Origin of the sequence: Mycobacterium sp. 134 (genome assembly GCF_048282715.1) — a bacterium.
GTDB lineage: Bacteria > Actinomycetota > Actinomycetes > Mycobacteriales > Mycobacteriaceae > Mycobacterium > Mycobacterium septicum.
This window is the reverse complement of the sequence record NZ_JBLVUN010000008.1, coordinates 4,082,954-4,108,085: the sequence shown is the minus strand read 5'-3', so window position 1 is coordinate 4,108,085 and position 25,132 is coordinate 4,082,954. Positions and strand designations below refer to the sequence as shown.

Genomic DNA, 25,132 nt, shown 5'->3' with positions numbered 1-25,132 from the left:
ACTGTCAACTATCGGAGCGGTGTGATGAAGAAGTTCTACGGCCACACGCTGCTGTATTTGCACGAGACCATCGACCTGGGATCAGGTCGGACCGACCAGTTCACGGAGACCTTCGGTGAGGTCTACCGGCCGATGATGGAGGACCTCGGCGCCCGGCTGTTCGCGATCTGGGAAACCACGCCCTACAACGGGCACTGGCCGCAGGTGACGATCATCTGGGAGATCGACGCCTTCGCCGACTACGCCCGTATCGGCAAGGCGCAGTCGGTCGGCGGCAGTCATGAGAAGCCCGCACTCCAGTGGGCGGCATACTTGTCCGAGCTCGGCGCCCGCGGTGAAGGCCGGATCATGTACGCCGGCAAGTACAACAGGACCCTCGCGCAGCTCCAAGAGGCGAACTTCGGTGCGGGCCTGGTGATTCAGGAGATCATGGAGACCAAGCCCGGGCGCCAGGACGACTACATCCGGGAACTCGAGCGGCTGTATGTGCCGTGGTCGGAGAGCACCGGGAAGCGCTGGCTGGGCTCGTTCATCACCACCTTCCGGTTCAACGAGGTGATCCACTACTGGGCGCTCGACGACGACTGGGACTGCTTCGAGAACCACTACCCGTCGTGGAAGGGCAGCCCGCCCGCGGAGATCGTCACCTGGATGAGCGTGGCCCCCGCGCTTCGCGACGGCTGGGAGGATTCCATCCTCTCGGCCCTGCCGCCCTCACCGCTGAAGTAGGCCTGACATGAATCAGCCTGTGCTGCAGGAGTTCACCTACGACCCATTCGATCCGAACGTGATGGCCGACCCGCTGCCGTACTACCGGATCCTGCGTGACGAGCACCCGGTCTACTACATCGACAAATGGGACACCTACGCGCTGTCCCGATTCGACGACATCTGGAACATGCTCGGCGTCAACGACGGCACCTTCGTCGCCTCCGAGGGGACCCTGCCGGCCGCGAACGTGCTGGCACATCGCAACGACGGCCCGGTGCCCGATCCGCCGCAGCATCCCATGCCCTTCCATGCCAATTTCGATTCTCCGCTCTACGAGAACGTGCGGAGGTGTACGTCGGCGCAGTTCCGGCCGCGATCGGCGGCCAAACTGGCCGAGAGGATCCGGACGTTGGCCAACGAGCGTCTGGATGAACTGCTGCCCCGCGGCACGTTCGACCTGACGCAGGACTACGGTGGCATCGTCGCCGCCGCGATGGTCTGCGAATTCGTCGGATTACCTGCTGATCTCGCGCCTGAGGTGCTGGCCACGGTCAACGCGGGCAGCCTCGCGCAACCTGGGGAGGGGGTCGAGGTCGGCAACGCCGCCGGCTACCTGTCCTATCTCACCCCGATCATCGAGCGGCGGCGTGCGGCAGGCCATGACGGCAGCGTGCCGATCGCCGATGCCCTGATCGACTTCCGGCTGCCCGACGGGTCGGCCTTCGGGGACATGGAAGCCGCGGTGCAGATGCTCGGCGTGTTCATCGGTGGTACCGAGACGGTCCCGAAGATCACCGCGACCGGGCTGTGGCAGCTGCTTCGGCACCCCGACCAGTTGGCCGCAGTGCGTTCCGATCTCGACGGCAATGTGCCGGTCGCCCGTGAGGAGATCATCCGGCACAGCGCCCCGGCGCAGTGGTTCGCCCGAACGGTGCGGCGGCCCTACACGGTTCACGGCACCACCATCAATCCCGGCCAACGTGTCATCACGCTCTTGGCCTCGGCGGCCCGCGACGAACGGGAATACGACAATCCGGACGATTTCGTGTGGAACCGGCCCATCGACCGGCTGTTGTCGTTCGGCCACGGGCAGCATTTCTGCCTCGGTGTACACGTGGCCCGGCTCGAGATCACGATCATGCTCCAGGAGTTCCTCAAACGCGTGCCCGACTATCACATCGACGAGGCCGCGGCATCCCGGCCGCCGTCGAGTTTCCAGTGGGGCTGGAACAACATCCCTGTGGAGGTGTGACGTGTGGTCGTATCGGCTCGTCGCTCCGTATGTGTTTGAGCGGACAGATATTTCAGAACCATCGCCGGAATCGTTGACCGACGGCCAGGTACTGCTGGATTTCCTGGCCGCCGGGATCTGCGGCAGCGACCTGCCCGGATTCCGTGGCACCCAAGGCAAGCTGCCGGGGGACACCGGATGCTGTGCGGCGGAGATGACCGGCTTCCCGATCCACGAGATCGTCGGAGAGGTACTGGCCAGCCGACATCCCGATCACCGACCGGGGGAGCGCGTGGTGGGTTGGGCGTCGGGCTTCGATGGCCTGATGGGCCGCGTGATCGCCGACGGAGCCGGGCTCGTCTCCTACGACCCGGCACTGACCCCGGAACTGGCCGTCGGCCTGCAGCCACTGGCATGCGTCCTGTACGCCGTCGAGCAACTGCCGGATCTGCGAGGCCGCCACGTCGCCGTAATCGGACAGGGCTCGATCGGCTTGCTGTTCTCCTATGTGGCAAAGGCTTTCGGTGCCGCGCGGGTCACCGGAGTGGACCCGGTGGACCGTTCTTCGGTGAGCGCGCACTTCGGGGTCGACGACGTGGTCCGGGCCACGAGCGACCGTTGGGTCCGGCACCTGGGACCGGCCGGCAAACCTGATGTCGTCATCGAAGCCGTCGGACACCAGGTCGCCACGCTCAACCACGCGTTGGAAGCCTCCGCGTTCGGGGGCACGGTGTTCTACTTCGGGGTGCCCGACGACGACAGCTATCCGATCAGCATGCGCACCATGTTGCGGAACAACCTGACCCTCAAATCCGGTGTCACACTGGACCGTCAGCGCGTGTTGCGCCGGGCCGACGAGTTCGCCCGGGAGCATCCCGACCTGTTACCCAGGTACGTGACTCACACGTTCGGCTCGGACGATGTGCAGGCGGCGTTCGAACTGGCCTGCCGTCCGGTGCCAGAGCGCGTCAAGATCGCGATCACCCGGTGAGCCCGAGCAGACTGCAGGACGCGTTGGCCGCCAACGCCCAGGTCTGGGGCGGCTGGGTGGTCGGGCCGACGATCCTCGGCCCCGAGGAGTTCGCGGCGGCGGGTTACCACTACGTCGGATTCGACGTCCAGCATGGCTATCTCGATGATGCGGATGTGGCGCTGCTGCTGCGACGGCTCGAGCATGTGCCGATCGCCACCGCGGTGCGGCTGCCCTCGGCCGACCCCGCGCCGATCGGCCGGGTGCTCGACGCGGGCGCCGACGCGGTGATCGTCGCCATGGTGGAATCCGCCGAACAGGCCGCTGCTGCGGTCGCGGCCACCCGTTACGCCCCGGCCGGGGTGCGCAGCTTCGGGCCGCTACGGGCGAGCCTCGGACACGACACCGCCGAGCTGGAGGCCCGGGCGAGTGTGTTCGCGATGATCGAGACCGCGCGGGGTCTGGCCGCTGCCGAGGAGATCTGTGCGGTACCCGGCCTCACCGGGATTTACGTCGGCCCGGCGGACCTGGCCATCTCGATGGGATACCAACTCTCCGATGCCTGGACGCACCCCGAGGTGCGGGCGGCGATGGTCGCGGTTCAGACTGCTGCCCGTGCCGCCGGGCTGGTCTCCGGAATCCATGCCGGGGCAGGAAGGCTCGGAAAGTCCATGGCCGACTTGGGTTTCCAGATGATCACCCTGGCCTCGGAATCTCAGGCGCTGCGCCGTGGTGCCGCCGAGCACCTCGATGAGGCAACAGGAAGGGCCGGCGGTCCGCCCGCATCCGGGCAGGCTGAGACCGGCACCGAACGAGGAGGCTACAACTGAACGCAGGAGCAGTGCCGAGCGGCGACCGGGTCGTGCTGGTGACCGGCGCCGCACGCGGCCAGGGCGCGGCCATCGTGCGCCGACTGGTGGCCGACGGCTACCGGGTGACAGCAGCTGATCTGCTGATCGACGAACTGACTGCCAGCACAGCCGAATTCGGTGACCGGGTGCTGGCCGTCCAGCTGGACGTGACCTCGGCCGAGCAGTGGCAGGCCGCGGTCCGGGCCACCGTCGAGCGGTTCGGTGGCCTCAACGCGCTGGTCAACAACGCCGGTGTGCTGCATCGGGCCCCGATCGCCGAGGAAACGGCGGCTGGATTCGAAGGTTCCTGGCGCGTCAACTGCCTGGGGCCGTTCCTCGGATTGCAGGCGGCTCTCGAGTCGCTCCGGCAGGCCGAAGGTGCTGCCGTGGTGAACACCTGTAGCACCGGCGCCGTCCGGCCGTTTCCGAACCATGCGGCCTACGGGTCGTCGAAGTGGGCACTGCGCGGGCTCACCCAACTGGCGGCCGCCGAACTGGGCCGCGACGGTATCCGGGTCAACGCCGTGTTCCCGGGCCCCGTCGAGACACCGATGCTCGATGAGTCGACCCAGGCGCGCCTGGCCGACCGGGCCACCCTGGGCCGGTTGGGCAAGCCGAACGAAATCGCCGACGCCGTGGCGTTTCTGCTGTCGGGCCAAGCGACCTTCATCACCGGCTCGGAACTCCTCGTCGACGGCGGCCAATGTCTGCAGATCGGATAGTGCGCATGTCCAGCTCACCCTCAGTGGGGATCATCGGTGCCGGCCCGGGTGGGCTGGCGCTCGGAATCTTCCTGAAAAAGGCGGGTTTCGACGATTTCACCATCTTCGACCGCGAAGACGGGGTCGGTGGAACGTGGCGGATCAACACCTATCCGGGCCTGGCCTGCGACGTGAAGTCCCACCTGTACTCCTACTCCTTCGATCTCAACGCCGGCTGGAGCCGGCTGTGGGCCGGGCAACCGGAGATCCTGGAGTACTTCGAGCAGTGCGCCGAGCGCTACCGGCTGGGTTCGCATCTGCGGCTGAACACAGAGATCGTTGCGGCGCAGTGGAATTCCGGAGCCAACAACTGGGTGTTGACCACCGGGTCCGGTGTGCAGCACCGCTTCGACATCGTGGTCTCGGCGATCGGCCTGTTCACCCAACCGCTGCAGCCGGATCTGGTACAGGAGGAGCCGTTCACCGGCACCCTCATGCACACCGCCGAGTGGGACCACGGCGTCGCCCTCGATGGGGCCCGGGTGGCCGTACTCGGTACCGGATCGACTGCCTCCCAGGTGGTTCCGGAGATGGCGAAGGTCGCAGAGAAGGTGTATTCGGTCCAGCGCTCGGCGACCTGGGTGCTGCCGAAACCCGACCGGCCGTACACCGAGCGGGAACGCTGGCTGTTCGCCCACGTGCCGTTCGCGAAGAAGATCTACCGGACCCGGCTCTGGCTGCGCAGCGAGTCCAACATCGCCGTCATCGAGAACGGCAGCGACAAGACCCAGGAGTTCAAGGCGCTCGCGCTCAACCTCCTCGAATCAACCGTGGCCGACGAGGAACTGCGGGCACGGCTCACCCCGGACCATCCGCTGGGTTGCAAGCGGCTGGTGTTCTCGCCGGATTTCATCGCCACCCTGACCCGGCCCAACGTCGAGGTGGTGTCCAGCCCGGCCCGCGCGTTGCGGGCCCGGTCCCTGGTCACCGAGGACGGTCGAGAACTCGACGTCGACGTGGTGGTGTGCGCCACCGGGTATGCGGCCGCCGACTATCTCGGGCAGATCGAGGTGACCGGCGAAAACGGGGTGTCGCTGCACGACACCTGGAATGACGGGGCATTCGCCTACCTGGGGATGGCGGTGCCCGGCTTCCCCAACTTCTTCATGCTCTACGGACCCAACACCAATGTCGGCTCCAACAGCGTCATCTTCATCCTGGAGGCGCAGGCCCGATACGTGGTTCGGGCACTGAAACACCTTCGGCGCAAACGCAAGTCCTATCTGGCGGTGCGTCCCAGCGCCATGGCCGCGTTCCTCGCCGACATCGACCGGTGGATGCAGGGCACAGTGTGGCTGACCCGGTGCAGCAGCTATTTCCGGGCACCCAGCGGCCGGGTGGTCACCCAATGGCCACGCAGTGCCCGCGCATTCTGGTCGATGACCCGCCGGTTCCGGTCCGCCGACTACACTTTCGAACCGCCCACCAACTACCCGGCCCCGGTCTCCGTGGCCGCCGATCGGACGGACGGCTGAGCCATGCCCTGGCTGGAGCGCCTCGACCCCGCGTTGCACGGATTTGCCGAGGCGCGCACCGACCTGTCCACGGAGCAGTTGGGCGTCGTGCGGACCTCACTGGATCAGCGGCGCCGGGACGCTGCGCAGGTCCTGGACACGCCCGGCGTGGAGATCGTCGGCGCCCGCGTCGCGCTCGGGCGACGCACCATCCCGGTGCGGATCTACCGCGGTGGACCCTCGCCGTCGCCCGCGGTGGTGTACTGCCATTCCGGTGCCTTCGTGCTGGGCAACCTCGACACCGACCAGATCCAGTGTGTGGAGTTGGCCCGGCGGGCGCGGTGCACGGTGATCGCGATGGACTACCGGCTCGCGCCCGAGAATCCCTACCCGGCCGCCTTCGATGACGCGATGGTGGTGCTCAACTGGGCGGCCACGCTGGCCGGCGAGCTCGACATCGACGCGGGCCGCATCGCGGTGGCCGGCAACAGCGCGGGCGGCTCGCTGGCCGCGCTGCTGGCGCAGCATGCCGCGGCCGGCTCCGCGCCCCCCATCGTGTTCCAGGCGCTGCACCAGCCGGTGCTCGACGACCGGCCCACCCGGTCGAAGGAGGAGTTCGCCGACACCCCGGGCTTCGACGGTCCGGCGACCGTCGCGATGTGGCGGCACTATGTGGGCGGCCGGGACGTGCCGGAGTCGGCTGTGCCCGCCCGGGCCGTCTCGCTGGCCGGTGTGGCGCCGGCCCTGATCACCTGCTCGGAGCTCGATCCGCTGCGCGACGAAGCGCTCGACTATGCGCGTCGGCTGTTGGCCGAGGGCGTTGCCACGGAACTGCATCTCTTTCCCGGGACGTGCCACGGCTTCGATTCGCTGCTTCCGGAGTGTGAGGTCAGCCAACAACTTTTCGCGCTTCAGGGCGCCGCGCTGCGCCGTGCACTGCATGGTTGAGCTGGTAGCTGGGGCATCCGGGCGGTCGCTCGGCGGTGGTTGTGATCGACGTTGTGGGCAATAATGCAGGTCTGTTGCAAGTGGAACTCGCGCGGACAATCGGTACGGCCGGTGCGACGATGGCCTCGGCGGTGCGGCGGCGCACCCGAGGGCAACCTGGTCGCGTCGGGAGCGAGTGAGCGATTGAGAGGTATTTATGTCGGCCGACGACGACCGGCTTATGTACTCCGGAGATGCCAAACACGCCAGGGACCCGCTGGCGTACGGCGGGCTTGACGCCCTCTTGGGCGGCCCCGTCGCGGCGCTGCCGACCGGGCGGTCCCGGCACGGCGACGCCAGGGTATCGACGCCACCGATCGTTCTGACCTCGAATTTCGCCGCTCCCCGGGAAGCGGAGATCACCACCAAGCTCCCCGTGGTCCCGGGCCGCCCGATCAGCGGGTCGTCCTCGGCGGGCAGCTGGATCCTGGAACAACCGATCCCGGCGGCCGCCCCCGGCGAACCGCGCGCCATCGACAACCTCTCCCGCGTCGGCGTGCGTTCCTCGGTCAAGATGCAGCCACGACGCGGCTGGCGGCGGGCGGTCTACGTCACCACCCGCCTCAACCTCGGGTTGTCCCGCGACGAACTCTACGAACTGGACCTGTATGCCCGGGTGCGCCGCACGGCCCGCGAGTCCCACCAGATCGGGGTGTTCGGCCTGAAGGGCGGCGTCGGCAAGACCGCCGTCACGGTGGCGCTCGGATCGGTGCTGAGCGCGGTGCGCGGCGACCGGATCCTCGCCGTCGACGCCGACCCGGCCGGCGGCAATCTGGCCGACCGGGTGGGACGGCAGTCCGCGGCGACGGTGAGCGACCTCCTGGCCGCCAAGGACCTGTCGCGGTACAACGATGTCCGGGCCTTCACCAGCATGAACGAGTCCAAGCTCGAGGTGCTGTCGAGCGATGAGTACAGCGGTGCCAGCCGAGCCTTCAACGATGCCGACTGGAATGCCGCGACCGCCACGGTCTCCAAGCACTACAACCTGGTCCTGGCCGATTGCGCGGCGGACATGTTCGCCTCCGCGGGCCGCGGCGTGCTGGCGACGGTTTCCGGTGCGGTGATCGTGGCGAGTGCCTCGATCGACGGTGCCCGGCAGGCCGCGGTGACCATGGACTGGCTGCGGCACAACGGCTACCAGGATCTGCTGAACCGCTCCTGCGTCGTGGTCAACCACGTCGGCCCGCGCAAACCCAATGTGAACACCGGCGACCTGGTGCACCAGTTCCAGAAGCATGTGGCCCCGGGCCGGGTGTTCGTGTTGCCGTGGGACAAGCACATCGCCGCGGGCACCGAGATCCATTTCGATCTGTTGCGACCGGCGTTCCGGCGCCGCACGCTGGAGTTGGCGGCGGCGCTGTCCGACGATTTCGAGGGCGGCGCCGCGCTGGTTTGATTCGCGGCTCAGCCGCGCTGGCTTGATTCGCGGCTCAGCGCAGGGCCAGCTCCCGACCCACCGCGGCGTGATACTTGTCGATGTTTGCCGGATTGACCACTCGGAACAGCGCGTCCGGCAGTGGGGAATCCTTGTAGGCCTCGATGGTCATCGTGCGGCTGAACAGTGTGATGTCATTGCCCGGTCGGGTGAACTGGTACTGCACGGTGATCCGGCCTTCCATACCGCCGTTCCCGTCGCTGTCGTGGCCGAGCCGGCCCACCGAGTTGAACACCCACATGCGCGGACGCATGGCGATCGCCAGGTGCCAGGTGTAGATCTGTGCGCCGTCCGGTCCGGCCTCGGTCCAGGTGTCACCGACCTGCAGCGGCAGCCGCTCCGGTAGTCCGCCGATGTGCGCGCTGCCCGGGTACGTCTTCACCCAGTTCGCCGGGTTGGTGACGAAGTCGTAGACCTCCTCGGCGGATTGGGTGAAAGCCGTCTCGGAGCTGGTGGTCACGATGCCCAATGTCGGTTGCCTTCCTCGGTGGTGCGGGTGGTCGTCGGTTTGCAGGTCAGAGTTCGCAGCCGCACGTTGCCGACGTCCCGGACGAGGGGAGTTCGGCGAGCACGTCGACGCGCGTAGCGTCGAAGCTGAGGAACCCCTGGATGGGCAGGGATTCCGGTGGCGTGTCGGGGTAGCTCCAGGCCACATCGGCGATCACGGTGTCGCCGGCGACCGCCGACCAGTAGGCGGCCGTGCCCTTGTAGTTGCAGTACGACGTGGTCGGGCTGGGCCGCAGCAGATCGGTGCGGACCCGGGCGGGATCCACATAGAGCCGCGGTTCCAGGGCCGTCTCGAACACGATGACGGTGTCGTCGGTGTCGACCAGGACCGCGTCGCCGGCGGTCACCCGCAGGCCGCGGCGGGTCGGACGGCAGTCGACCCGGTGGTAGGGGTTGGGCGGGTAGTGCACCAGCTTGCGTCCCTCTTCGAACCACGCGTCGACGGCATCCCAGGGCACCGCGACATAGCCCGGTGCCTCGACCACCGGCTCGCGCGGAAGGTCGCCGACCTCATCGCTGCGGAACGCATAGCTGAGCGGGTGACCGGCGCGGTGCACCATCAGGGCGTGCTCGGTGTCGAGCAGCGCGGCATCGCCGCGGAAGGCCTGGATGCGGCGCGGGTGGGGCTCGATGTAGACCGTGCCATCTGCCAGCGGGGGCGTGAACCAACCGGCCGGTTGTGTACTCAACGGACCCCGCCCTGCGACGAGACTCATTGCAACACCTCCAATTTGGCTGATGGGCCGGGACCCGGGCGCGTCTGTGGGACGCATCGGTGCCGATCGTCCGGCCGACCGCTGCGTCAAGATAGAAGCTTTACAGATTCTCTTGGAAATGTCACGCTGTTGGGTGAGGCGGGCCACACCGCAACACCCCCGTCGAGAGTGCCGGCCGATCAGCCCCTTGGACCCGGATTGGATGCCCTATGTCCCCACAGTCAGGAATGTCCGCACAGTTGTCCGAGGTGCGCGGCGGCGGCGATGCGCTCGCGGTCCCGTTCGCCCGGCCTCGGATCCGTCCCGAGAAGGCTCTGCAGTACGAGCTGAACGTGGTGGCGGACGATGTCGCCGATGTGGTGTCGGGCATCGGCGGATGGCTGTTCGACCGGGCGATGGCGGGCTGGCGGGTCAGCGTCGCCGCCGACGAGGTCGGAGATGAGCGTGCGCTGGGCATCCTCGGGCTGAAAGCCGTTGGCCCGAGCGGGCTGTGGCGATCGGCGGAGGCGGACGCGGTGGTGATGACGGCCATCGGCACCTCCCGCTTCGAGCCCGGTGACCACGGGCTCACCTTGCGCAATCCGGGTGGCGATGTGGTGTTTTTCGGATCGCGGGGACCAGACGGTCTCGGCCTGCAGATCCAGCGGGCGCGGTACCGGCCGAGCGCGGCCGCGCTGGCGTTCAAGGCTCACGCGTTGGCGGTGGCCGGGATGGACCCGGCGTCGGCAGACACGGTGGAGACCCTGTTCCGGTGCGGGCGGTCCGCGGGCCTGCTCGATGCGGACCTGGTTCCGGTGTGTTGATGCCGGTGCAGGCATCGGTCGCGGGCCTGCTCGAGGTGTTCGACGTGACACCTGCCGGTCCAGATCGATTCGTCGGCGTGACCGGACCGGCCGGAACCGACGGCAGGCGGGTGGCCAAGGGTGCGCAGGCGCTGGGCCAGGCCATCGTTGCGACGGCAAAGCGATTCCCGGACAAGACGATTCGGTCCGCACACGCGGTCTTCACCCGGCCGGTCGAGATCGACTCCACGGTTGAGCTGGCCGTCAGCGTGGTGCACGAGGGGCGCTCGACGGCGACCGCGGTGGTCGCCGTGGGTCAGGATTCACGGCTGTGCGCGACCGTGACTGTGCTGGCCGATGTGCCCACCGACGATGTGGTCAGCCACCATGCATTGCGACCCGACGTCGAGACACCGGACGACGCCCATCCGGCCGGGCGGGCCATGCTCGGCCACGAGTTGCGGCTGGTCGACGTGGTCGATGTCAACAGTCCCGACGAGGTGGGACCGCCCGAACTCTATGCGTGGCTGCGCTACGACCCGATTCCCGAACGCGACGACCTCGCCAAGGCGTTGTTGGCGTATTTCACCGGGCAACTCGGCATCTCGACCACCATGCGACCGCATCGCGGGGTGGGCACAGCGCAGGCGCACGCCACGGTGTCGACGGCGTTGATGTCGACATCGGTGAGTTTCCACGAGGCCGTGGAGTGGGACGGCTGGCTGCTCTACAGCCATGAGAGCACCGCGGCCGGACAGGGAATGTCTTATGTGCGCGGTCAGGTGCACACCGAGGACGGTGAACTGCTGGCGTCATTCGCCCAGGAAGGGCTGATCCGGCCGATGCGGCCGGTGGATACCTCGATCGATGTGCCGGCCCGGTTGTAGGGCCGGCGTGCGCGATGTGCGGCTAGCGAATCCAGCCGCGGCGACGCATCCAGATGTTCCGGGCCACGGCCAGGAAGATGAGCGCCGCGAACGTGATGAGGAACCAGTTCTCAACGTGCCCGATGTGGTTGCCGTGCATCATGACCAGCAGGAAGATCGCGGACAGAATGCCGCCGATGTGGATCACCTTGATGTTCAGATCCGACCAGCCCCACGCTGCCGAGGGCACGTCCTCGACGTCGACGCCGTTGCTGCGCTCCACCTCGGTGCTGACCACTTTTGCTCCTCCGGATCGAACTGGCTTCTGGCTTGGCTTGCGGACATTCTGGCATACGACGCTGTGTCGTATGCCGGCCGTGGGGGGTCAACCCAGGTGTCGGTACCTCCGCAGCGCCTCCAGTCGCTCCTCGGCGTGGTCGGCGATCGGTTCCGGGTACGACACCGGCCGGTCGGTACCCAGTTTGTGCACGTCGACGACATCGGCCAACTCCGGGACCCAGCGTCGGATGTAATCGCCGTCCGGGTCGAACTTCGCTCCCTGCAGGCCAGGATTGAAAACACGGAAGTACGGCGCGGCGTCGGTGCCGCAACCGGCTGCCCACTGCCACCCGTGCTGGTTGTTGGCCACATCGCCGTCGACCAACTGCTCGAGAAACCAGCGCGCACCCCATTGCCAGGGCAGATGCAGGTCCTTGACCAGGAACGAAGCCACGATCATGCGCACCCGGTTGTGCATGAACCCGGTGGCGGCCAGTTGTCGCATCCCGGCATCGACGATCGGGAATCCGGTCCGGCCGTCCTTCCAGGCCTCGAACGCCCGCACGGCCGCATCGTCGTCATCGGTTTCGATCGCGTCGAAATCGCGGTTCCAGTTCTGCCACGCACTGTCGGGCCAGTGGTGCAGCACCGCCGCGTAGAAATCTCGGAAGGCCATCTCCCGCAGATAGGCGTCATCGCCGGAGTCGAGGTCAGCTGCCATGGTCCGAGGGTGGATGGTGCCGAACTTGAGGTGTGCCGACATCCGACTGGTGGAGTCGAGGTCAGGGCGGTCGCGATGGGCCGGGTAGTCGGGCAATCCCTGCTCCACGAATTCCCGCCACTGCGCCCTCGCCGCGCGCTCACCCACATCGAACGTCAGAGCCTCTGTCACAGAAGGAATTTCGATGCGATCGCAGCTGCCCGCCGGTACGTCCGCGGGGTCCATCCAGCGCGCCGATTCGGGTCCGCTGTCCGCTGGAACACGCCAGCCGTGCCGGCGCCAGGCGCGGAAGAACGGCGTGAACACCCGGTACGGCGCGCCGTCCGGTTTGGTTATCCGGCCGGGCGACACCAGGTAGCCCGATCCCGTTGCGCACAGGGCGGTCTCGCCGAGTGCCGCCGCGACCGTGTCGTCGCGACGGCGCCCGAACGGCGCGTGGTCCTGCGAGATGTGCACCGAGGTGGCGCTGACGGCCCGCGCCAGCGCCGGAATCCGCTGCTCGGGTCGGCCGCGGGTCACCAGCAGATTTCCGTCGAGGTTGTCGGACAGTTCGTGCAACGCCCGATACAGATATTGCAGGCGACGCGCACCCGCGGATGCTTCCAATCGCGGATCGAGCACATAGCAGGCGAGTACCTCGCCGTCCCGTTGTGCTGCCTCCAGCAGGGCGGGATGGTCGAAGCAACGCAGGTCGCGCCGAAACCAGAGCAGCGTGGGCATGTGGTCCATGCTGCCTGTGAACACACCGGAAAACACGGAGGGGTTTGGTAGATGCAGTTCTGGAGCGGTACGGCATTCATGGATGTCGCCGACGCGCTGACGGTGGCGCCGTTGCTCGACGAAGCCGGCTACCACGGCATGGTGTGCTCGGACCACATGATCTACCCGCGCGAACTGTCGTCGCCCTACCCGGATTCGCCGACCGGTAAGCCCCCGTGGGCGCCCGAGACCAGCTGGCCGGACTCCTGGGTACTGATCGGGGCGATGGCGGCGCTCACGCGTCGGCTGCGATTCTCCAACGCCGTGTACGTGGCACCCGCGCGTCCGCTGCTCGAGGTTGCCAAGCAGGTCGCAACGGCCGCGGTGATCTCGGGTGGGCGGGTGTCCCTCGGCGTCGGGGTCGGGTGGATGCGGGAGGAGTTCGAGCTCATGGGCCAGGATTTCGACACCCGCGGCAAGCGGCTCGACGAGATGATCCCGGCGCTGCGCGAGATCTGGCGCGGCGGTTGGGTGTCGTACGAGGGGCGCTACTACTCGGTCCCCGAGCTGATGATCGAGCCTCACCCGCCCGGGCCGGTGCCGATCCTGTGTGGTGGTGAATCCGAGGCGGCGCTGCGGCGCGCGGCCCGCTCCTGTGACGGTTGGATCGGCTACGCCTACACCCTGGAACAGGCGACCCCGTACGCCAACAGGCTGGCCGAACTGCGCCGGGAATACGGGCGGCAACACGAGCCGTTCGACATCATCCTGGCCCTGCTCGATCCGCCCTCGCCGGATCTGTACAAGCGGGCCGAGGATCTCGGCATCACCGCGGTGATGTGCGCGCCCTGGCTGACAGCGCCCAACGGTGCCACCGGCGCCGACCGGTTCCGCGGCCCCATCGAGCGGTTCGCGGAGACCTTCATCGCCAAGGTGGGCTAGCGCCGCGCGTCAGAATGACGCTTGCGATGACATCAGAATGATGTCATCATGACATCATGGATCTGCAGCCGTATGTCGAGACCGTCCGGCACGAGCTCGCCGTCGCCGCGGCCGCGGGAGGCGCCGAGGCTGAGGCGTTGGCCCAGCGGCTGACCGCGCCGCTGGAATCGGCGTTGCGGCTCGCACTGCTGGAAGCGCTGTCCGAAGCGGCCGAGCAGATCACGCGTGAACTCGCGCCCGGATCGGTACATGTCCGGCTCAACGGCCGTGACCCCGAGTTCACCGTCGAGCCCGCGGAGGCCGATGTTCCAGCGGCAGCGCCGTCGGTGGATGTCCCCGACGATGACGGCGGCGGCACCTGGCGGGTGTCCCTGCGACTCCCGGAGAGCCTGCGCGCCGGGGTGGAGGGCGCCGCCCGTCGTGACGGCGTGTCGGTGAACACCTGGCTCGTGCGTTCCGCCGCGGCGGCCCTCGGTGGGGCCGGTCGGCAGAGCCGTGGCGGCGACAAGACCTTCAGCGGCTGGGTCCGCTGAACCTGACCGAAGGAGAATCCGATGCCCACGTTCCACACCTCCGAACCCATCACGGCCGTCGTCGAGGTCGTTGCCGGTGCGGTGCACCTGGCAGCCACCGACCGTGACGACACCGTGGTCGACATCGCGCCGCGGGATCCCGAACGGTCCTCCGATGTGCGCGCGGCCGAACAGGCCCGCGTCGATTTTCACAACGGCACCCTGGTGGTGACCGCGGGCAGAAAGGTCTTGTCGTTGGGGCGCGGGGGAGCGGTTCGCGTGGACATCGCCCTGCCGACAGGGTCCCGGCTGAACCTGTCTTCCGCATCGGCCGACATCGACGCGGACGGCGTCTACTCGGACTGCCGCTGTGCCTCTGCCAGCGGTGCGATCCGGGTGGCGACCGTCACCGGGAACATCAAGGCGGACAGCGCATCCGGCGATGTCTCGATCGGCGATGTCGCGGGCAACGCACGCATCGCCACGGCGTCCGGTGATGCATCGATCGACCGCATCGACGGAGACGTCAAGTTCCAGGCGGCCAGCGGCAGCCTGGCCGTCGGGACACTGCGTGGGCACGTCAAGCACCAGACCGCATCGGGTTCCGTCACGGTCGGTGTCGGGGTCAGCGGTGCCCTGAGCGCGCAAACCGGCAGCGGTGAAGTCGAAGTCGGCATTCCCGAGGGCACCGCGGCGCGGCTCGAGCTCAAGACCCACTCCGGCACCGTCGACAACGGCTTGGACGCCTCCGACGGGCCGGTTGACGGCGACGAGACGTTCATGGTGCACGCCCGCACCGGCTCGGGAGACATCTCGATCCGCCGTTCGGTCGCGTCGGCGGCATCCGGTCCGTCCGCTTAGGTTGTGTCCGTGGCGAGGATTGCAGTCACATACTGACCGCAATCCTCGGCGTTATCGCGCGAAAGCCTCGAATCGCTAGGCGGGATCGAACCGAAACACGGTCAGCCGCCCGGCCAGCTTCTCGAATTCATCGGGCGTGCCGTCGATCACGAGACCGCTGCGCTTGGCGAAGCCGACTCCGACCGGAACCTTGACCGCGAACGCGCGCAGCACCGGACGCGACTGGTCGGGCGTCAGTTCGACGATGCGGACCTGTCGGGATCGCCGGCCCCTGGTGAGGGTGCCGGTGCCGGCCGCACGTGCATTGGCCGCCCAGTCCGAGCCGGGATAGCCCGCCACCGTGTACAGGCCACCTTTGTGATCGAACGGCGTCATCGGAGTGCTGCGGAGCTTGCCCGTCTTGCGTCCCGGGACGGTGAGCACCATGGCCGGCCCGGTCGGAAGTCCGAGGCGCTGCACCGCCATCATCACCTTGTTCATGGGTTTGAGCCAGCGTGGTGGTTGCGGCTCGGTCATATTCTGTGACATGTCTTGTCCTCCTCAACTATTGGTGAACAACCCACGATGTGCGTCGACCCAGTCGGCGAACGTCGTCGCGGGGCGTCCGAGAATCTTGTCGACCTCATGGGTCACCAGCGCCGGCCGTTCTACGGTGTCGGCCAGCAGACCCATGTACGCATCGGCGAACGGCGCCGGAAAGCCCAGGTCGACGAACCGCCGGCGCACCACGTCAGTGGGCACCTCGCGGTAGTGCAGCGGCCGCTCCAGCACCCGTCCGATCGTGTCCACCAGCTCGGTGTTGGTCAGTGCCTGCGGTCCGGTCAGCGGGATGCGTTGTCCCACAAGGTCGTCGGTCAGTAGCGCCACGGCGGCCACGGCGGAGATGTCGGCATCGACGATCACCGCGGTGGATGCGTCGGCGTACGGGCCGCTCACCACATCGCCGGCCCGGATCTGCGCCGACCACATGCCCGCGAAATTGGACGCGAACACGGTGGGGCGCAGGCTGACCCATTCCAGGCCGGAGGCCACGGCCAGCTGCTCGACTTCGCGGTTGCGGTCCCCGCGCACGCGCGACGGTTGCCTAGAGTCGTCGTCATCGGCGTTGATCGCCGACAACGCGACCAGACGCTGCACACCCGCGGCCCGGGCCAGTTCGACCGTCGGGGCCAATTCCTGCTCGAGCGCACGGGAGTTGAGAAGTACCGCGGAGGCGCCCGCCACGCCCTCGGCGGCGGATCGGACCAGTTCGACACCGGGCGGAAACCCGGCGGTTTCGGGGCTGCGGGTGAGGGCGCGCACGTGGGCACCGGCACGGACGAGTTCGGTGACAAGCGGGCGGCCGACATTGCCGGTTGCGCCCGTGACGAGAATTGTGTTCATGCCATCAAGGACGGGGCGGTCGCCGGAAAAGTTACAACCGCCACCGGTAACTTTCCGGGCCCCTGATTCGTCGTAAGCACATGAACGGATCAGCGGGTCTCGAGGCGGCCTGGCGGGAACACCACCCGTACCTGGTCAATCTCGCCTATCAGATGGTGGGCGACATCGGCGATGCCGAAGATGTCGCCCAGGAGGCATTCCTGCGGCTGGCCCGTACCGACCGCGAGCACCTCGACGACGTACGCGCCTGGCTCACGGTGGTGACCGGACGGCTCTGCCTCGATCACGTTCGATCCGCCCGTTCCCGGCTCGAGCGTCCCGATCCGGGCGTCGTCCTGGAATCGACGGCGTCGGCGGACGCGGACCCGGCCGACCGGGTCACGCTCGACGACGAGGTCCGCGCCGCCTTGTTCGAGGTGCTGAACCGCCTCAGCCCCGGGGAGCGGGTGGCATTCGTACTGCACGATGTCTTCGCGGTGCCGTTCGACGAGATCGCCGAGACGGTCGGCAGGCCGGTGGGAACCTGCCGGCAGCTGGCGCGCCGGGCCAGGACGAAGTTCACCACCGCCGCGCACCGGCCCGTCGATGTCGCCGTCGTCGAACACCGCCAGGTGATGGAGAAGTTCATCTCCGCATGCGCCACCGGCGATGTGCAGGCGCTGACCTCGGTGCTCGACCCGACCGTGTGGGGCGTCGGTACGGTCTTGGCCTATCCGGCGCCGCCTCCACAGATCAACCACGGCCCCGACGCCGTCGCGACGAACCTGCTGCGCTACCTGGGACCGGGCGCGACCCTGGTGTGCGGGGCGGCCGGGGCTCCGGTGCTCCTGGCATACGACCGCCGCCGGCTGTTCGCGGTCGTCACCCTGACCATCCGCGACGGCCTGGTGCTCAAGATCGAGGCCACCGCCGACCCGTCGGCCCGGATGCGGTGACCGTCGGCGCCACCGGGCCCGGCACGCGGCACAATGGACCGGTGAGCGACAGAATGCGTGTGCTGATACTCGGAAGCACCGGATCGATCGGCACCCAGGCGCTCGAGGTCATCGCGGCCAACCCCGACCGGTTCGAGGTCGTCGGTCTGGCTGCCGGCGGCGGTAACCCCGACCTGCTCGCCGCCCAGCGCGCCGCGACCGGCGTCGGCAACATCGCGGTCGCCGACCAGCGGGCCGCCGACAAGGTCGGCGACGTGACCTACGCCGGGCCCGACGCGGTCACCCGGCTGGTCGAGAACACCGAGGCCGATGTGGTGCTCAACGCACTGGTCGGCGCGTTGGGGCTGGCGCCGACGCTGGCTGCCCTGGCCACCGGCGCGCGCCTGGCCCTGGCCAACAAGGAGTCGCTGGTCGCAGGTGGGCCGCTGGTGCTCAAGGCTGCCGCACCGGGTCAGATCGTTCCCGTCGACTCCGAGCATTCCGCGATGGCCCAGTGCCTGCGCGGGGGCACCGCCGACGAGGTCGCCAAGATCGTCCTCACCGCCTCGGGCGGCCCGTTCCTGGGATGGTCGGCCGCCGACCTGGAATCGGTCACCCCGGAGCAGGCCGGCAAGCACCCGACCTGGTCGATGGGCCCGATGAACACGCTGAACTCGGCGACCCTGGTCAACAAGGGTCTGGAGCTGATCGAGACCCATCTGCTGTTCGGCATCGACTACGACCACATCGAGGTCGTGGTGCATCCGCAGTCGATCGTGCACTCGATGGCCACCTTCACCGACGGTTCGACCCTGGCCCAGGCCAGCCCGCCGGACATGAAACTGCCGATCGCGCTGGCGCTGGGCTGGCCGGCGCGGGTCCCGGGAGCAGCGTTGGCCTGCGACTTCACCACCGCTTCCACCTGGGAATTCCTGCCCCTGGACAACGAGGTGTTCCCCGCGGTGAATCTGGCCCGGCAGGCCGGAACCCGCGGCGGCTGCCTGACCGCGGTGTACAACGCGGCCAACGAAGAAGCGGCGGAGGCCTTCCTTCAGGGCAGGATCAACTTTCCCACCATCGTGCAAACCGTCGGTGACGTGTTGCACGCTGCCGACCAGTGGGCGGTCGAACCCGCTACCGTGGAAGAAGTACTCGACGCGCAGCGGTGGGCCAGAGAAAAGGCACGAGAGGGCATCGGCACGCGCTTTGAGGAGAAATCCATGAGAAAAGGGCTCGTCACCAAATGATGTTCGTTATCGGCATCGCGCTCTTCGCGCTGGCCATCCTGGTATCGGTGGCACTGCACGAATGCGGGCACATGTGGGTGGCGCGCGCCACCGGGATGAAGGTGCGCCGCTACTTCGTCGGCTTCGGTCCCACGCTGTGGTCGACGCGGCGTCCCAACGAGCTGGGAGAGACCGAGTACGGCATCAAGGCCATCCCGCTGGGCGGGTTCTGCGATATCGCGGGCATGACTTCGGTCGATGAGATCGCGCCAGAAGACCGGCCGTACGCCATGTACAAGCAGAAGGTGTGGAAGCGCGTCGCGGTGCTGTTCGCCGGGCCCGCAATGAACTTCATCATCGGCCTGGTGCTCCTGTACGCCATCGCGATCATGTGGGGTCTGCCCAACATCACTCAGCCCACCACCGCCATCGTCGGCGAAACCGGTTGTGTCGCAGCGCAACTGAGTCTCGACAAGATGGACGAGTGCACGGGGCCGGGACCTGCGGCGCAAGCCGGCATCCGATCCGGCGACGAGATCGTCAAGGTCGGCGACACCAAGGTCTCCGATTTCAGCCAGATGGCCGCCGCGGTGCGCAAGCTCGACGGCCCGGTGACCATCGAGCTCAAGCGCGACGGCCAGACCATCACGACCGTCGTCGACGTCACCCAGACCCAGCGATTCACCAGCGCGGACGCCAAGACGCCCGCCACCGTCGGCGCGATCGGCGTCAGCGCGGTCAAGGTTGCCCCGCCCACCCCGTACAACCCGATCGCCGCTGTGCCGGCCACGATCTCGTTCACCGGCGACATGGCCGTCGAGCTCGGCAAATCGCTGGCCAAGATCCCCACCAAGATCGGCGCCCTCGTGCAGGCCATCGGCGGCGGTGAGCGGGACAAGGAAACGCCGATCAGCGTGGTCGGCGCCAGCATCATCGGCGGCGAGACCGTCGAGGCTGGGTTGTGGGTGGCGTTCTGGTTCTTCCTGGCGCAGTTGAACTTCGTGCTCGGCGCGATCAACCTGGTGCCGCTGCTTCCGTTCGACGGCGGCCACATCGCGGTGGCGACATACGAGAAGATCCGCAACATGATCCGTGCGGCCCGCGGCAAAGTCGCCGCAGGCCCGGTCAACTACCTCAAGCTCATGCCGGCCACCTATGTGGTGTTGGTGGTCGTGCTCGGCTATACGTTGCTGACCGTCACGGCAGACCTGGTCAACCCCCTCAGCATCTTCCAGTAGGAGAACCTTGTGACGTCCATCGGTCTGGGCATGCCGGCGCCGCCCGCGCCAACTCTGGCGCCGCGGCGCAAGACCCGTCAGCTCGATGTCGGCGGTGTGGGCATCGGAAGTGAGCACCCGATCGCGGTGCAGTCCATGTGCACCACCAAGACTCACGACGTGAACTCGACGCTGCAGCAGATCGCCGAGCTGACCGCCTCGGGCTGCGACATCGTCCGGGTGGCCTGCCCCCGGCAGGAGGACGCCGACGCGCTCGCCGAGATCGCCCGGCACAGCCAGATCCCGGTCATCGCGGACATCCACTTCCAGCCCAAGTACATCTTCGCCGCGATCGACGCCGGCTGTGCGGCCGTGCGCGTCAACCCCGGCAACATCAAGGAGTTCGACGGCCGGGTCAAGGAGGTGGCCAAGGCCGCAGGCGCCGCGGGCATCCCGATCCGCATCGGCGTCAACGCCGGCTCGCTGGATCCGCGGTTGATGCAGAAGTACGGCAAGGCGACTCCAGAGGCGCTGGTCGAATCCGCGCTGTGGGAGGCGTCGCTGTTCGAGGAGCACGGCTACGGCGACATCAAGATCAGCGTCAAGCACAACGACCCGGTGATCATGGTCGAGGCCTACCGGCAATTGGCCGCCCAGTGCGACTACCCGCTGCACCTCGGTGTCACCGAAGCCGGACCGGCGTTCCAGGGCACCATCAAGTCCGCGGTGGCGTTCGGCGCGCTGCTGTCGCAGGGCATCGGCGACACCATCCGGGTGTCGCTGTCGGCCCCGCCGGCCGAAGAGGTCAAGGTCGGCAATCAGATCCTGGAGTCGCTGAACCTGCGGCCGCGTGGTCTGGAGATCGTGTCCTGCCCGTCCTGCGGTCGGGCACAGGTCGACGTGTACACCTTGGCCAACGCGGTGAGCGCGGGCCTGGACGGTCTCGATGTCCCGCTGCGGGTGGCGGTGATGGGCTGCGTGGTCAACGGTCCGGGCGAGGCCCGCGAGGCCGATCTCGGGGTCGCCTCCGGCAACGGCAAGGGCCAGATCTTCGTCAAGGGTGAGGTCATCAAGACCGTGCCCGAGGCGCAGATCGTCGAGACACTCATCGAAGAGGCCATGCGCCTGGCGGAGGCGGCGGATTCAGATGATGCCACCGGTTCGCCAGTGGTGACCGTAAGCTGATAGCGACCCTGTGGGCGGGGTCACCCAACCTTGGCTTGAGCAGAGGGAATCGCCAATGTCGGCACCGCCGCTGTTCCGACTCGTCGACGAGCGACGGGTTTCCGTGGTGCGTGACGCCACCCCCTGCATGCAGGTGTTCGAGGAGGACCCGGTGGGGTCCTGCATGGTCGCCGCACGGGTCGCCGAGTTCGGCGTCGAACATGGCGCGATCGGCGGGGAGCTGTGGACCAGGCGCGGCGTTACCGAGTCACTGTGTTACGCCGGCCCCAACCTGATCCCGTTGCGCGGCGATGCCGAGGACCTCAAGGCGTTCTCGGACAAGGCGATGAGTACCGCGCGTCGGTGCTCCTCCCTGGTCGGCCGGGCCGAATTGGTGATGCCGATGTGGCGGCGGCTGGAATCGGTGTGGGGTACCGCCCGTGACGTCCGCGAGCAACAACCGTTGATGGCGCTGAACTCGATGCCGCAGTGCGCGATCGACCCGGCGGTCCGCCCGGTGCGCATGGAGGAACTCGACGCCTACCTTGTCGCGGCCGTCGACATGTTCATCGGCGAGGTCGGTGTCGACCCGCGGCTGGGCGACGGCGGCCGTGGTTACCGCCGCCGGATTGCCGGGCTGATCGCTGCGGGACGGGCGTGGGCCCGGTTCGAGCGCGGCGAGGTGGTGTTCAAGGCCGAGGTCGGATCGCAGTCTCCGTCGGTCGGCCAGATCCAGGGGGTGTGGGTGCATCCCGAGTGGCGCGGCCACGGGCTGGGAACCACGGGGACAGCAGCGCTGGCGACCGCCGTTGTGGGGTCGGGTCGCATCGCGAGCTTGTACGTCAACAGCTACAACACTGTCGCCAGGGCGACATACGCCCGCATCGGATTCGAGCAGGTCGGTACGTTCGCGACGGTGTTGCTGGACTGAGCCCTGCGGGAGCGGGCGTCACCGGCGCGATCTCGAGATCCTGTTGCGTGCTCTGGACCTGTGAAGCGGGCGGGGCAACTTGTCGGTCTCACGACAGTCTCGGTTCGGTATCGGTGCGCCTCCGACGAAACCGGCGTCCGCGTTTCTAACATCAGCCTCAATGGCAACTCAAACAACATCAGTCACACGGACCGCCGGCCTGTTGACGGTCATCGCGGTCCTCGGGGCAACGGCGCTGAGTGCCTGCACCCCACGCCCTGACGGGCCCGAGCCCGCTGCCGAGCAGTTCTTCGCGGCACTGGCCACTGGTGACACCGCGGCCGCCGCCGCGCTGGCCGATCGGCCCGAGGATGCCAAGACCGCCCTCGGCGAAGCCTGGAACGGCTTGCAGGCCACCCGACTCGACGCGCAGATCCTGGGCTCGAAGTACGCCGAGGACACCGGCAGCGTCACCTACCGCTACACCTGGCACCTGCCCAAGAACCGCACCTGGACCTATGACGGTCAGCTCAACATGATCCGTGACGAGGGCCGGTGGGAGGTGCGCTGGAATGCCACCGGACTGCACCCGAGACTGGGTGAGCACCAAACCTTCGCGCTGCGGGCCGATGCTCCGCGACGGGCCTCGGTCAACGAGCGGGGCGGCACCGATGTGCTGGTGCCCGGCTACATCTATCACTTCGCGCTGGATGCCAGGGCGGCCGGAGCCTCGCTGATGCCGACGGCCCGGGCGGTGGCCGATGCGCTGCGCCCGTTCGACCCCGCCCTGGGCGACCCCCAGCGGCTTGCCGAACAGGCCAGCGCGTCCGCACAGCCGATGAGCCTGATCACGCTGCGTCAATCCGACAATGACCGGATCGCTCCGGCCATCGGCCGACTCCCTGGCGTCGTCGTCACCCCGCAGCCCGAAATGTTGCCCACCGACGAGACTTTCGCTCCGGCGATCGTCAACGAGGTCAAGAAATCGGTGACCGACCAACTCAACGGCCAGCCGGGCTGGCGCGTGGTCACGGTCAACCAGAACGGCGTCGACGTCGATGTGCTCAACGAGGTGGCGGGCGATCCGGCGCCGTCGATCACCATCAGCCTGGACCGCGCCGTGCAGAACGCCGCGCAGAACGCGGTCAACAGCACCGGCAAGCAGGCGATGATCGTCGCGATCAAACCGTCCACCGGAGAGATCCTCGCGGTCGCGCAGAACGCTTCCGCCGATGTCGCCGGACCGCTGGCAACCATGGGTCAGTTCCCGCCCGGTTCGACCTTCAAGATGATCACCGCAGGGGCCGCCATCGAGCGCGACATGGCAACGCCCAACACGCTTTTGGGGTGCCCCGGCACGCTCGACATCGGCCACCGGACCGTCACCAACTACGACGCGTTCGATCTCGGCACGGTGCCGATGTCGCGGGCTTTCGCCAATTCGTGCAACACCACCTTCGGGGAACTCGCCAGCCGGATGCCCCCACGTGGCCTCACCCAGGCCGCCGCGCGCTACGGGATCGGCACCGACTACCAGGTGGACGGCATCCCCACGCTGACCGGTTCGGTGCCGCCGACGGTAGACCTGGCCGAGCGCACCGAGGATGGCTTCGGCCAGGGCAAGGTGCTGGTCAGCCCGTTCGGTATGGCACTGGCGGCTGCGACCGTGGCGGCAGGCAAGACTCCGGTGCCCCAACTCATCGAGGGACGCCAGACCATGGTCGACCGCGCGGGCGCCCCGATCAGCCCGAAGATGATCGACGGACTGCGGCCGATGATGCGGCTGGTGGTGACCAACGGCACGGCCAAGGACCTCAACGGCCTCGGCGATGTGCGTGGGAAGACCGGCGAGGCCGAGTTCATGGGTGGCTCGCACTCCTGGTTCGCCGGATACCGCGGGGACATGGCATTCGCGGCGCTCATCGTCGGCGGCGGCAGTTCGGAGTACGCGGTGCGGATGTGCAAGACCATGTTCGACAGCCTGCCCACGGACTACCTGGCCTGAACGGCGGTACCGTTGAACCTGCCATGACAGGGATCAATGAACAATCGGTGGACCTGCGCGTCTCCGATGCGGACCGCAACGGCACGCTGCGGCGGCTGCACAATGCCGTGGCACTCGGGCTGATCGACATCGCCGAGTTCGAGGAGCGCTCGGCGTTGGTGTCGCACGCTCGGCTGCATTCGGACCTGGACGCCTTGGTGGGGGACCTGCCCGGACCGGGAGCGATCGTCACCACCGCCACCGACCGGGTCGAGTTGCGCGGGGTGCTCGGTTCGCTGAAGCGCCAGGGTGAATGGACCGTTCCGACCCGGCTGGCATTGGTGCGCCGCATGGGTTCGGTGGAGCTGGACCTGACCCGGGCCCGGTTCGCCGGGCCGATGGTGGTCATCGAGCTGGACATGAAATTCGGGTCTGTGGAGATCCGGCTGCCCGAAGGGGCCAGTGCGTCGATCGATGACGTCGAGGTGATCGTGGGCAGCGCCGACGATCACCGCCGCGATGCGCCTGCCGACGGCACCCCGCACATCATCCTGACCGGCAAGGTGGTGTGCGGGTCGGTGGATATCCGTGGGCCGCGCCGGAACTGGAAGCTGACGCTGCGCCGGACCTGATGTCAGCGTGGCTCAAGCACCGCGAACGTCAGCGTCGCGCGGGCGGCCAGCCGATCACGCGTGACATCGGTGACATCGACCGACGTCACGATGAGGCGTTTACCGGCCCGCACGATCTTCGCCTCCGCGCGGGCTGTGCCCATGATCGGTGCCAGGAAGTGGATGTTGAGGTCAGCGGTCGTCACGTCATAGCCGACACCGCTGGCGTTGCCGGCCAGCATGCCCGCCGCGATGTCGATCAGGGTGGCGACCAGCCCGCCCTGCAGGGCACCGCGAACGTTGGCGAGGTCGGGCCGGTTGTCCATCTCCAGCACCAGCCGGTCAGCTGTGGACTCCACCTCGCGGTAGTCCAGCAGGTGCAGCACATGAACGGTTTCGGTCATCGCCGTGCCTCAGTCATCTCCGTACGGTAACACC

27 protein-coding genes are annotated in these 25,132 nt (G+C 67.8%); 20 read left to right on the top strand and 7 right to left on the bottom strand.

All coding sequences use genetic code 11. The features are described from left to right. The first annotated feature begins 24 nt into the window (after positions 1-24). The 8 genes from ACNQVK_RS24385 to ACNQVK_RS24350 all read left to right on the top strand — a co-directional run bounded on the left by ACNQVK_RS24385 (position 25) and on the right by ACNQVK_RS24350 (position 8,361). Positions 25-729, top strand: a complete 705-nt coding sequence (locus ACNQVK_RS24385; protein ID WP_276129641.1) for an NIPSNAP family protein — start codon at positions 25-27, stop codon at positions 727-729. Between the two features lie 7 nt (positions 730-736). After that, on the top strand, positions 737-1,963 hold the full coding sequence (locus ACNQVK_RS24380; protein WP_418031572.1) for a cytochrome P450: 1,227 nt from the start codon (positions 737-739) through the stop codon (positions 1,961-1,963). A 1-nt stretch (position 1,964) separates the two neighbouring features. After that, positions 1,965-2,933 carry a zinc-binding dehydrogenase gene (locus tag ACNQVK_RS24375; RefSeq protein WP_418031571.1) on the top strand — a complete coding sequence of 323 codons (969 nt, stop codon included), beginning with the start codon at positions 1,965-1,967 and terminating at the stop codon, positions 2,931-2,933. Further along, entirely contained in the window at positions 2,930-3,742 is an 813-nt protein-coding gene (locus tag ACNQVK_RS24370; RefSeq protein ID WP_418031570.1) for an HpcH/HpaI aldolase family protein, read from the top strand. Before ACNQVK_RS24375 ends, ACNQVK_RS24370 begins: the two co-directional genes overlap by 4 nt. 11 nt (positions 3,743-3,753) lie before the next feature. Continuing rightward, complete coding sequence (locus tag ACNQVK_RS24365) at positions 3,754-4,485, top strand: SDR family NAD(P)-dependent oxidoreductase (protein ID WP_418031569.1); 732 nt, start codon at positions 3,754-3,756, stop codon at positions 4,483-4,485. Then, a complete protein-coding gene (locus tag ACNQVK_RS24360; protein ID WP_418031568.1) occupies positions 4,467-5,999 on the top strand; it encodes a flavin-containing monooxygenase in 1,533 nt (510 codons plus the stop codon). Before ACNQVK_RS24365 ends, ACNQVK_RS24360 begins: the two co-directional genes overlap by 19 nt. Before the next feature lie 3 nt (positions 6,000-6,002). Then, positions 6,003-6,926 (top strand): alpha/beta hydrolase, encoded by a 924-nt coding sequence (locus ACNQVK_RS24355; RefSeq protein ID WP_418031567.1) that lies wholly within the window; start codon positions 6,003-6,005, stop codon positions 6,924-6,926. 196 nt (positions 6,927-7,122) lie between these two features. After that, complete coding sequence (locus ACNQVK_RS24350; RefSeq protein WP_418031566.1) at positions 7,123-8,361, top strand: MinD/ParA family ATP-binding protein; 1,239 nt, start codon at positions 7,123-7,125, stop codon at positions 8,359-8,361. A 34-nt stretch (positions 8,362-8,395) separates the two neighbouring features. Here ACNQVK_RS24350 and ACNQVK_RS24345 read toward each other — a convergent pair whose 3' ends face one another. Next, entirely contained in the window at positions 8,396-8,869 is a 474-nt protein-coding gene (locus ACNQVK_RS24345; RefSeq protein ID WP_418031565.1) for an SRPBCC family protein, read from the bottom strand. 46 nt (positions 8,870-8,915) lie between these two features. Beyond that, complete coding sequence (locus ACNQVK_RS24340) at positions 8,916-9,623, bottom strand: DUF427 domain-containing protein (RefSeq protein WP_418031564.1); 708 nt, start codon at positions 9,621-9,623, stop codon at positions 8,916-8,918. Positions 9,624-9,832: 209 nt separating this feature from the next. Here ACNQVK_RS24340 and ACNQVK_RS24335 point away from each other — a divergent pair, with 209 nt between their 5' ends. Both ACNQVK_RS24335 and ACNQVK_RS24330 read left to right on the top strand, forming a co-directional pair. After that, positions 9,833-10,426 (top strand): hypothetical protein, encoded by a 594-nt coding sequence (locus tag ACNQVK_RS24335; protein WP_418031563.1) that lies wholly within the window; start codon positions 9,833-9,835, stop codon positions 10,424-10,426. Then, positions 10,426-11,292 carry an acyl-CoA thioesterase gene (locus tag ACNQVK_RS24330; RefSeq protein ID WP_418031562.1) on the top strand — a complete coding sequence of 289 codons (867 nt, stop codon included), beginning with the start codon at positions 10,426-10,428 and terminating at the stop codon, positions 11,290-11,292. Before ACNQVK_RS24335 ends, ACNQVK_RS24330 begins: the two co-directional genes overlap by 1 nt. A 22-nt stretch (positions 11,293-11,314) precedes the next feature. On the opposite strand, the gene ACNQVK_RS24325 is transcribed toward ACNQVK_RS24330, so the two are convergent. Both ACNQVK_RS24325 and ACNQVK_RS24320 read right to left on the bottom strand, forming a co-directional pair. After that, on the bottom strand, positions 11,315-11,569 hold the full coding sequence (locus tag ACNQVK_RS24325) for a DUF2631 domain-containing protein (protein WP_044517600.1): 255 nt from the start codon (positions 11,567-11,569) through the stop codon (positions 11,315-11,317). Between the two features lie 87 nt (positions 11,570-11,656). Then, positions 11,657-12,991: a cryptochrome/photolyase family protein gene (locus ACNQVK_RS24320; RefSeq protein WP_418031561.1), complete on the bottom strand. Its 1,335-nt coding sequence runs from the start codon at positions 12,989-12,991 to the stop codon at positions 11,657-11,659. 51 nt (positions 12,992-13,042) lie between these two features. Here ACNQVK_RS24320 and ACNQVK_RS24315 point away from each other — a divergent pair, with 51 nt between their 5' ends. Genes ACNQVK_RS24315 through ACNQVK_RS24305 form a run of 3 tightly spaced genes read left to right on the top strand, consistent with a single transcriptional unit; the run spans position 13,043 to position 15,285 of the window. Continuing rightward, positions 13,043-13,912 (top strand): TIGR03619 family F420-dependent LLM class oxidoreductase, encoded by an 870-nt coding sequence (locus ACNQVK_RS24315; protein WP_418031560.1) that lies wholly within the window; start codon positions 13,043-13,045, stop codon positions 13,910-13,912. A 56-nt stretch (positions 13,913-13,968) separates the two neighbouring features. Further along, complete coding sequence (locus ACNQVK_RS24310; RefSeq protein ID WP_276129653.1) at positions 13,969-14,445, top strand: histidine kinase; 477 nt, start codon at positions 13,969-13,971, stop codon at positions 14,443-14,445. Positions 14,446-14,466: 21 nt separating this feature from the next. Continuing rightward, entirely contained in the window at positions 14,467-15,285 is an 819-nt protein-coding gene (locus ACNQVK_RS24305) for a DUF4097 family beta strand repeat-containing protein (RefSeq protein WP_418031559.1), read from the top strand. 75 nt (positions 15,286-15,360) lie between these two features. Here ACNQVK_RS24305 and ACNQVK_RS24300 read toward each other — a convergent pair whose 3' ends face one another. Together ACNQVK_RS24300 and ACNQVK_RS24295 are read right to left on the bottom strand one after the other, a co-directional pair. Next, positions 15,361-15,801 carry a nitroreductase family deazaflavin-dependent oxidoreductase gene (locus tag ACNQVK_RS24300; RefSeq protein ID WP_418034298.1) on the bottom strand — a complete coding sequence of 147 codons (441 nt, stop codon included), beginning with the start codon at positions 15,799-15,801 and terminating at the stop codon, positions 15,361-15,363. Positions 15,802-15,825: 24 nt separating this feature from the next. Continuing rightward, positions 15,826-16,668, bottom strand: a complete 843-nt coding sequence (locus tag ACNQVK_RS24295; protein ID WP_418031558.1) for an NAD(P)H-binding protein — start codon at positions 16,666-16,668, stop codon at positions 15,826-15,828. 80 nt (positions 16,669-16,748) lie between these two features. Between ACNQVK_RS24295 and sigI the strand changes: the two genes are divergently transcribed. From sigI to ACNQVK_RS24260, 7 genes are all read left to right on the top strand, one after another. Then, positions 16,749-17,603 (top strand): RNA polymerase sigma factor SigI, encoded by an 855-nt coding sequence (gene sigI / locus ACNQVK_RS24290; RefSeq protein ID WP_418031557.1) that lies wholly within the window; start codon positions 16,749-16,751, stop codon positions 17,601-17,603. Positions 17,604-17,656: 53 nt separating this feature from the next. After that, positions 17,657-18,829, top strand: a complete 1,173-nt coding sequence (gene dxr, locus ACNQVK_RS24285; protein ID WP_418034296.1) for a 1-deoxy-D-xylulose-5-phosphate reductoisomerase — start codon at positions 17,657-17,659, stop codon at positions 18,827-18,829. Further along, positions 18,826-20,046 carry a M50 family metallopeptidase gene (locus ACNQVK_RS24280; protein ID WP_418031556.1) on the top strand — a complete coding sequence of 407 codons (1,221 nt, stop codon included), beginning with the start codon at positions 18,826-18,828 and terminating at the stop codon, positions 20,044-20,046. Before dxr ends, ACNQVK_RS24280 begins: the two co-directional genes overlap by 4 nt. A gap of 30 nt (positions 20,047-20,076) precedes the next feature. Further along, entirely contained in the window at positions 20,077-21,210 is a 1,134-nt protein-coding gene (gene ispG, locus ACNQVK_RS24275) for a flavodoxin-dependent (E)-4-hydroxy-3-methylbut-2-enyl-diphosphate synthase (protein ID WP_418034294.1), read from the top strand. 55 nt (positions 21,211-21,265) lie between these two features. Continuing rightward, positions 21,266-22,120: a GNAT family N-acetyltransferase gene (locus ACNQVK_RS24270; RefSeq protein WP_044517610.1), complete on the top strand. Its 855-nt coding sequence runs from the start codon at positions 21,266-21,268 to the stop codon at positions 22,118-22,120. A 160-nt stretch (positions 22,121-22,280) separates the two neighbouring features. Beyond that, the gene (locus ACNQVK_RS24265; protein WP_418031555.1) at positions 22,281-24,104 is read left to right on the top strand and encodes a penicillin-binding transpeptidase domain-containing protein; all 1,824 of its coding nucleotides are present in this window, start codon (positions 22,281-22,283) and stop codon (positions 24,102-24,104) included. A 23-nt stretch (positions 24,105-24,127) separates the two neighbouring features. Next, positions 24,128-24,715 carry a DUF1707 SHOCT-like domain-containing protein gene (locus ACNQVK_RS24260; protein WP_090425176.1) on the top strand — a complete coding sequence of 196 codons (588 nt, stop codon included), beginning with the start codon at positions 24,128-24,130 and terminating at the stop codon, positions 24,713-24,715. Positions 24,716-24,717: 2 nt separating this feature from the next. Here ACNQVK_RS24260 and ACNQVK_RS24255 read toward each other — a convergent pair whose 3' ends face one another. Then, positions 24,718-25,098: a PaaI family thioesterase gene (locus tag ACNQVK_RS24255; RefSeq protein ID WP_044517617.1), complete on the bottom strand. Its 381-nt coding sequence runs from the start codon at positions 25,096-25,098 to the stop codon at positions 24,718-24,720. Positions 25,099-25,132 lie beyond the last annotated feature (34 nt).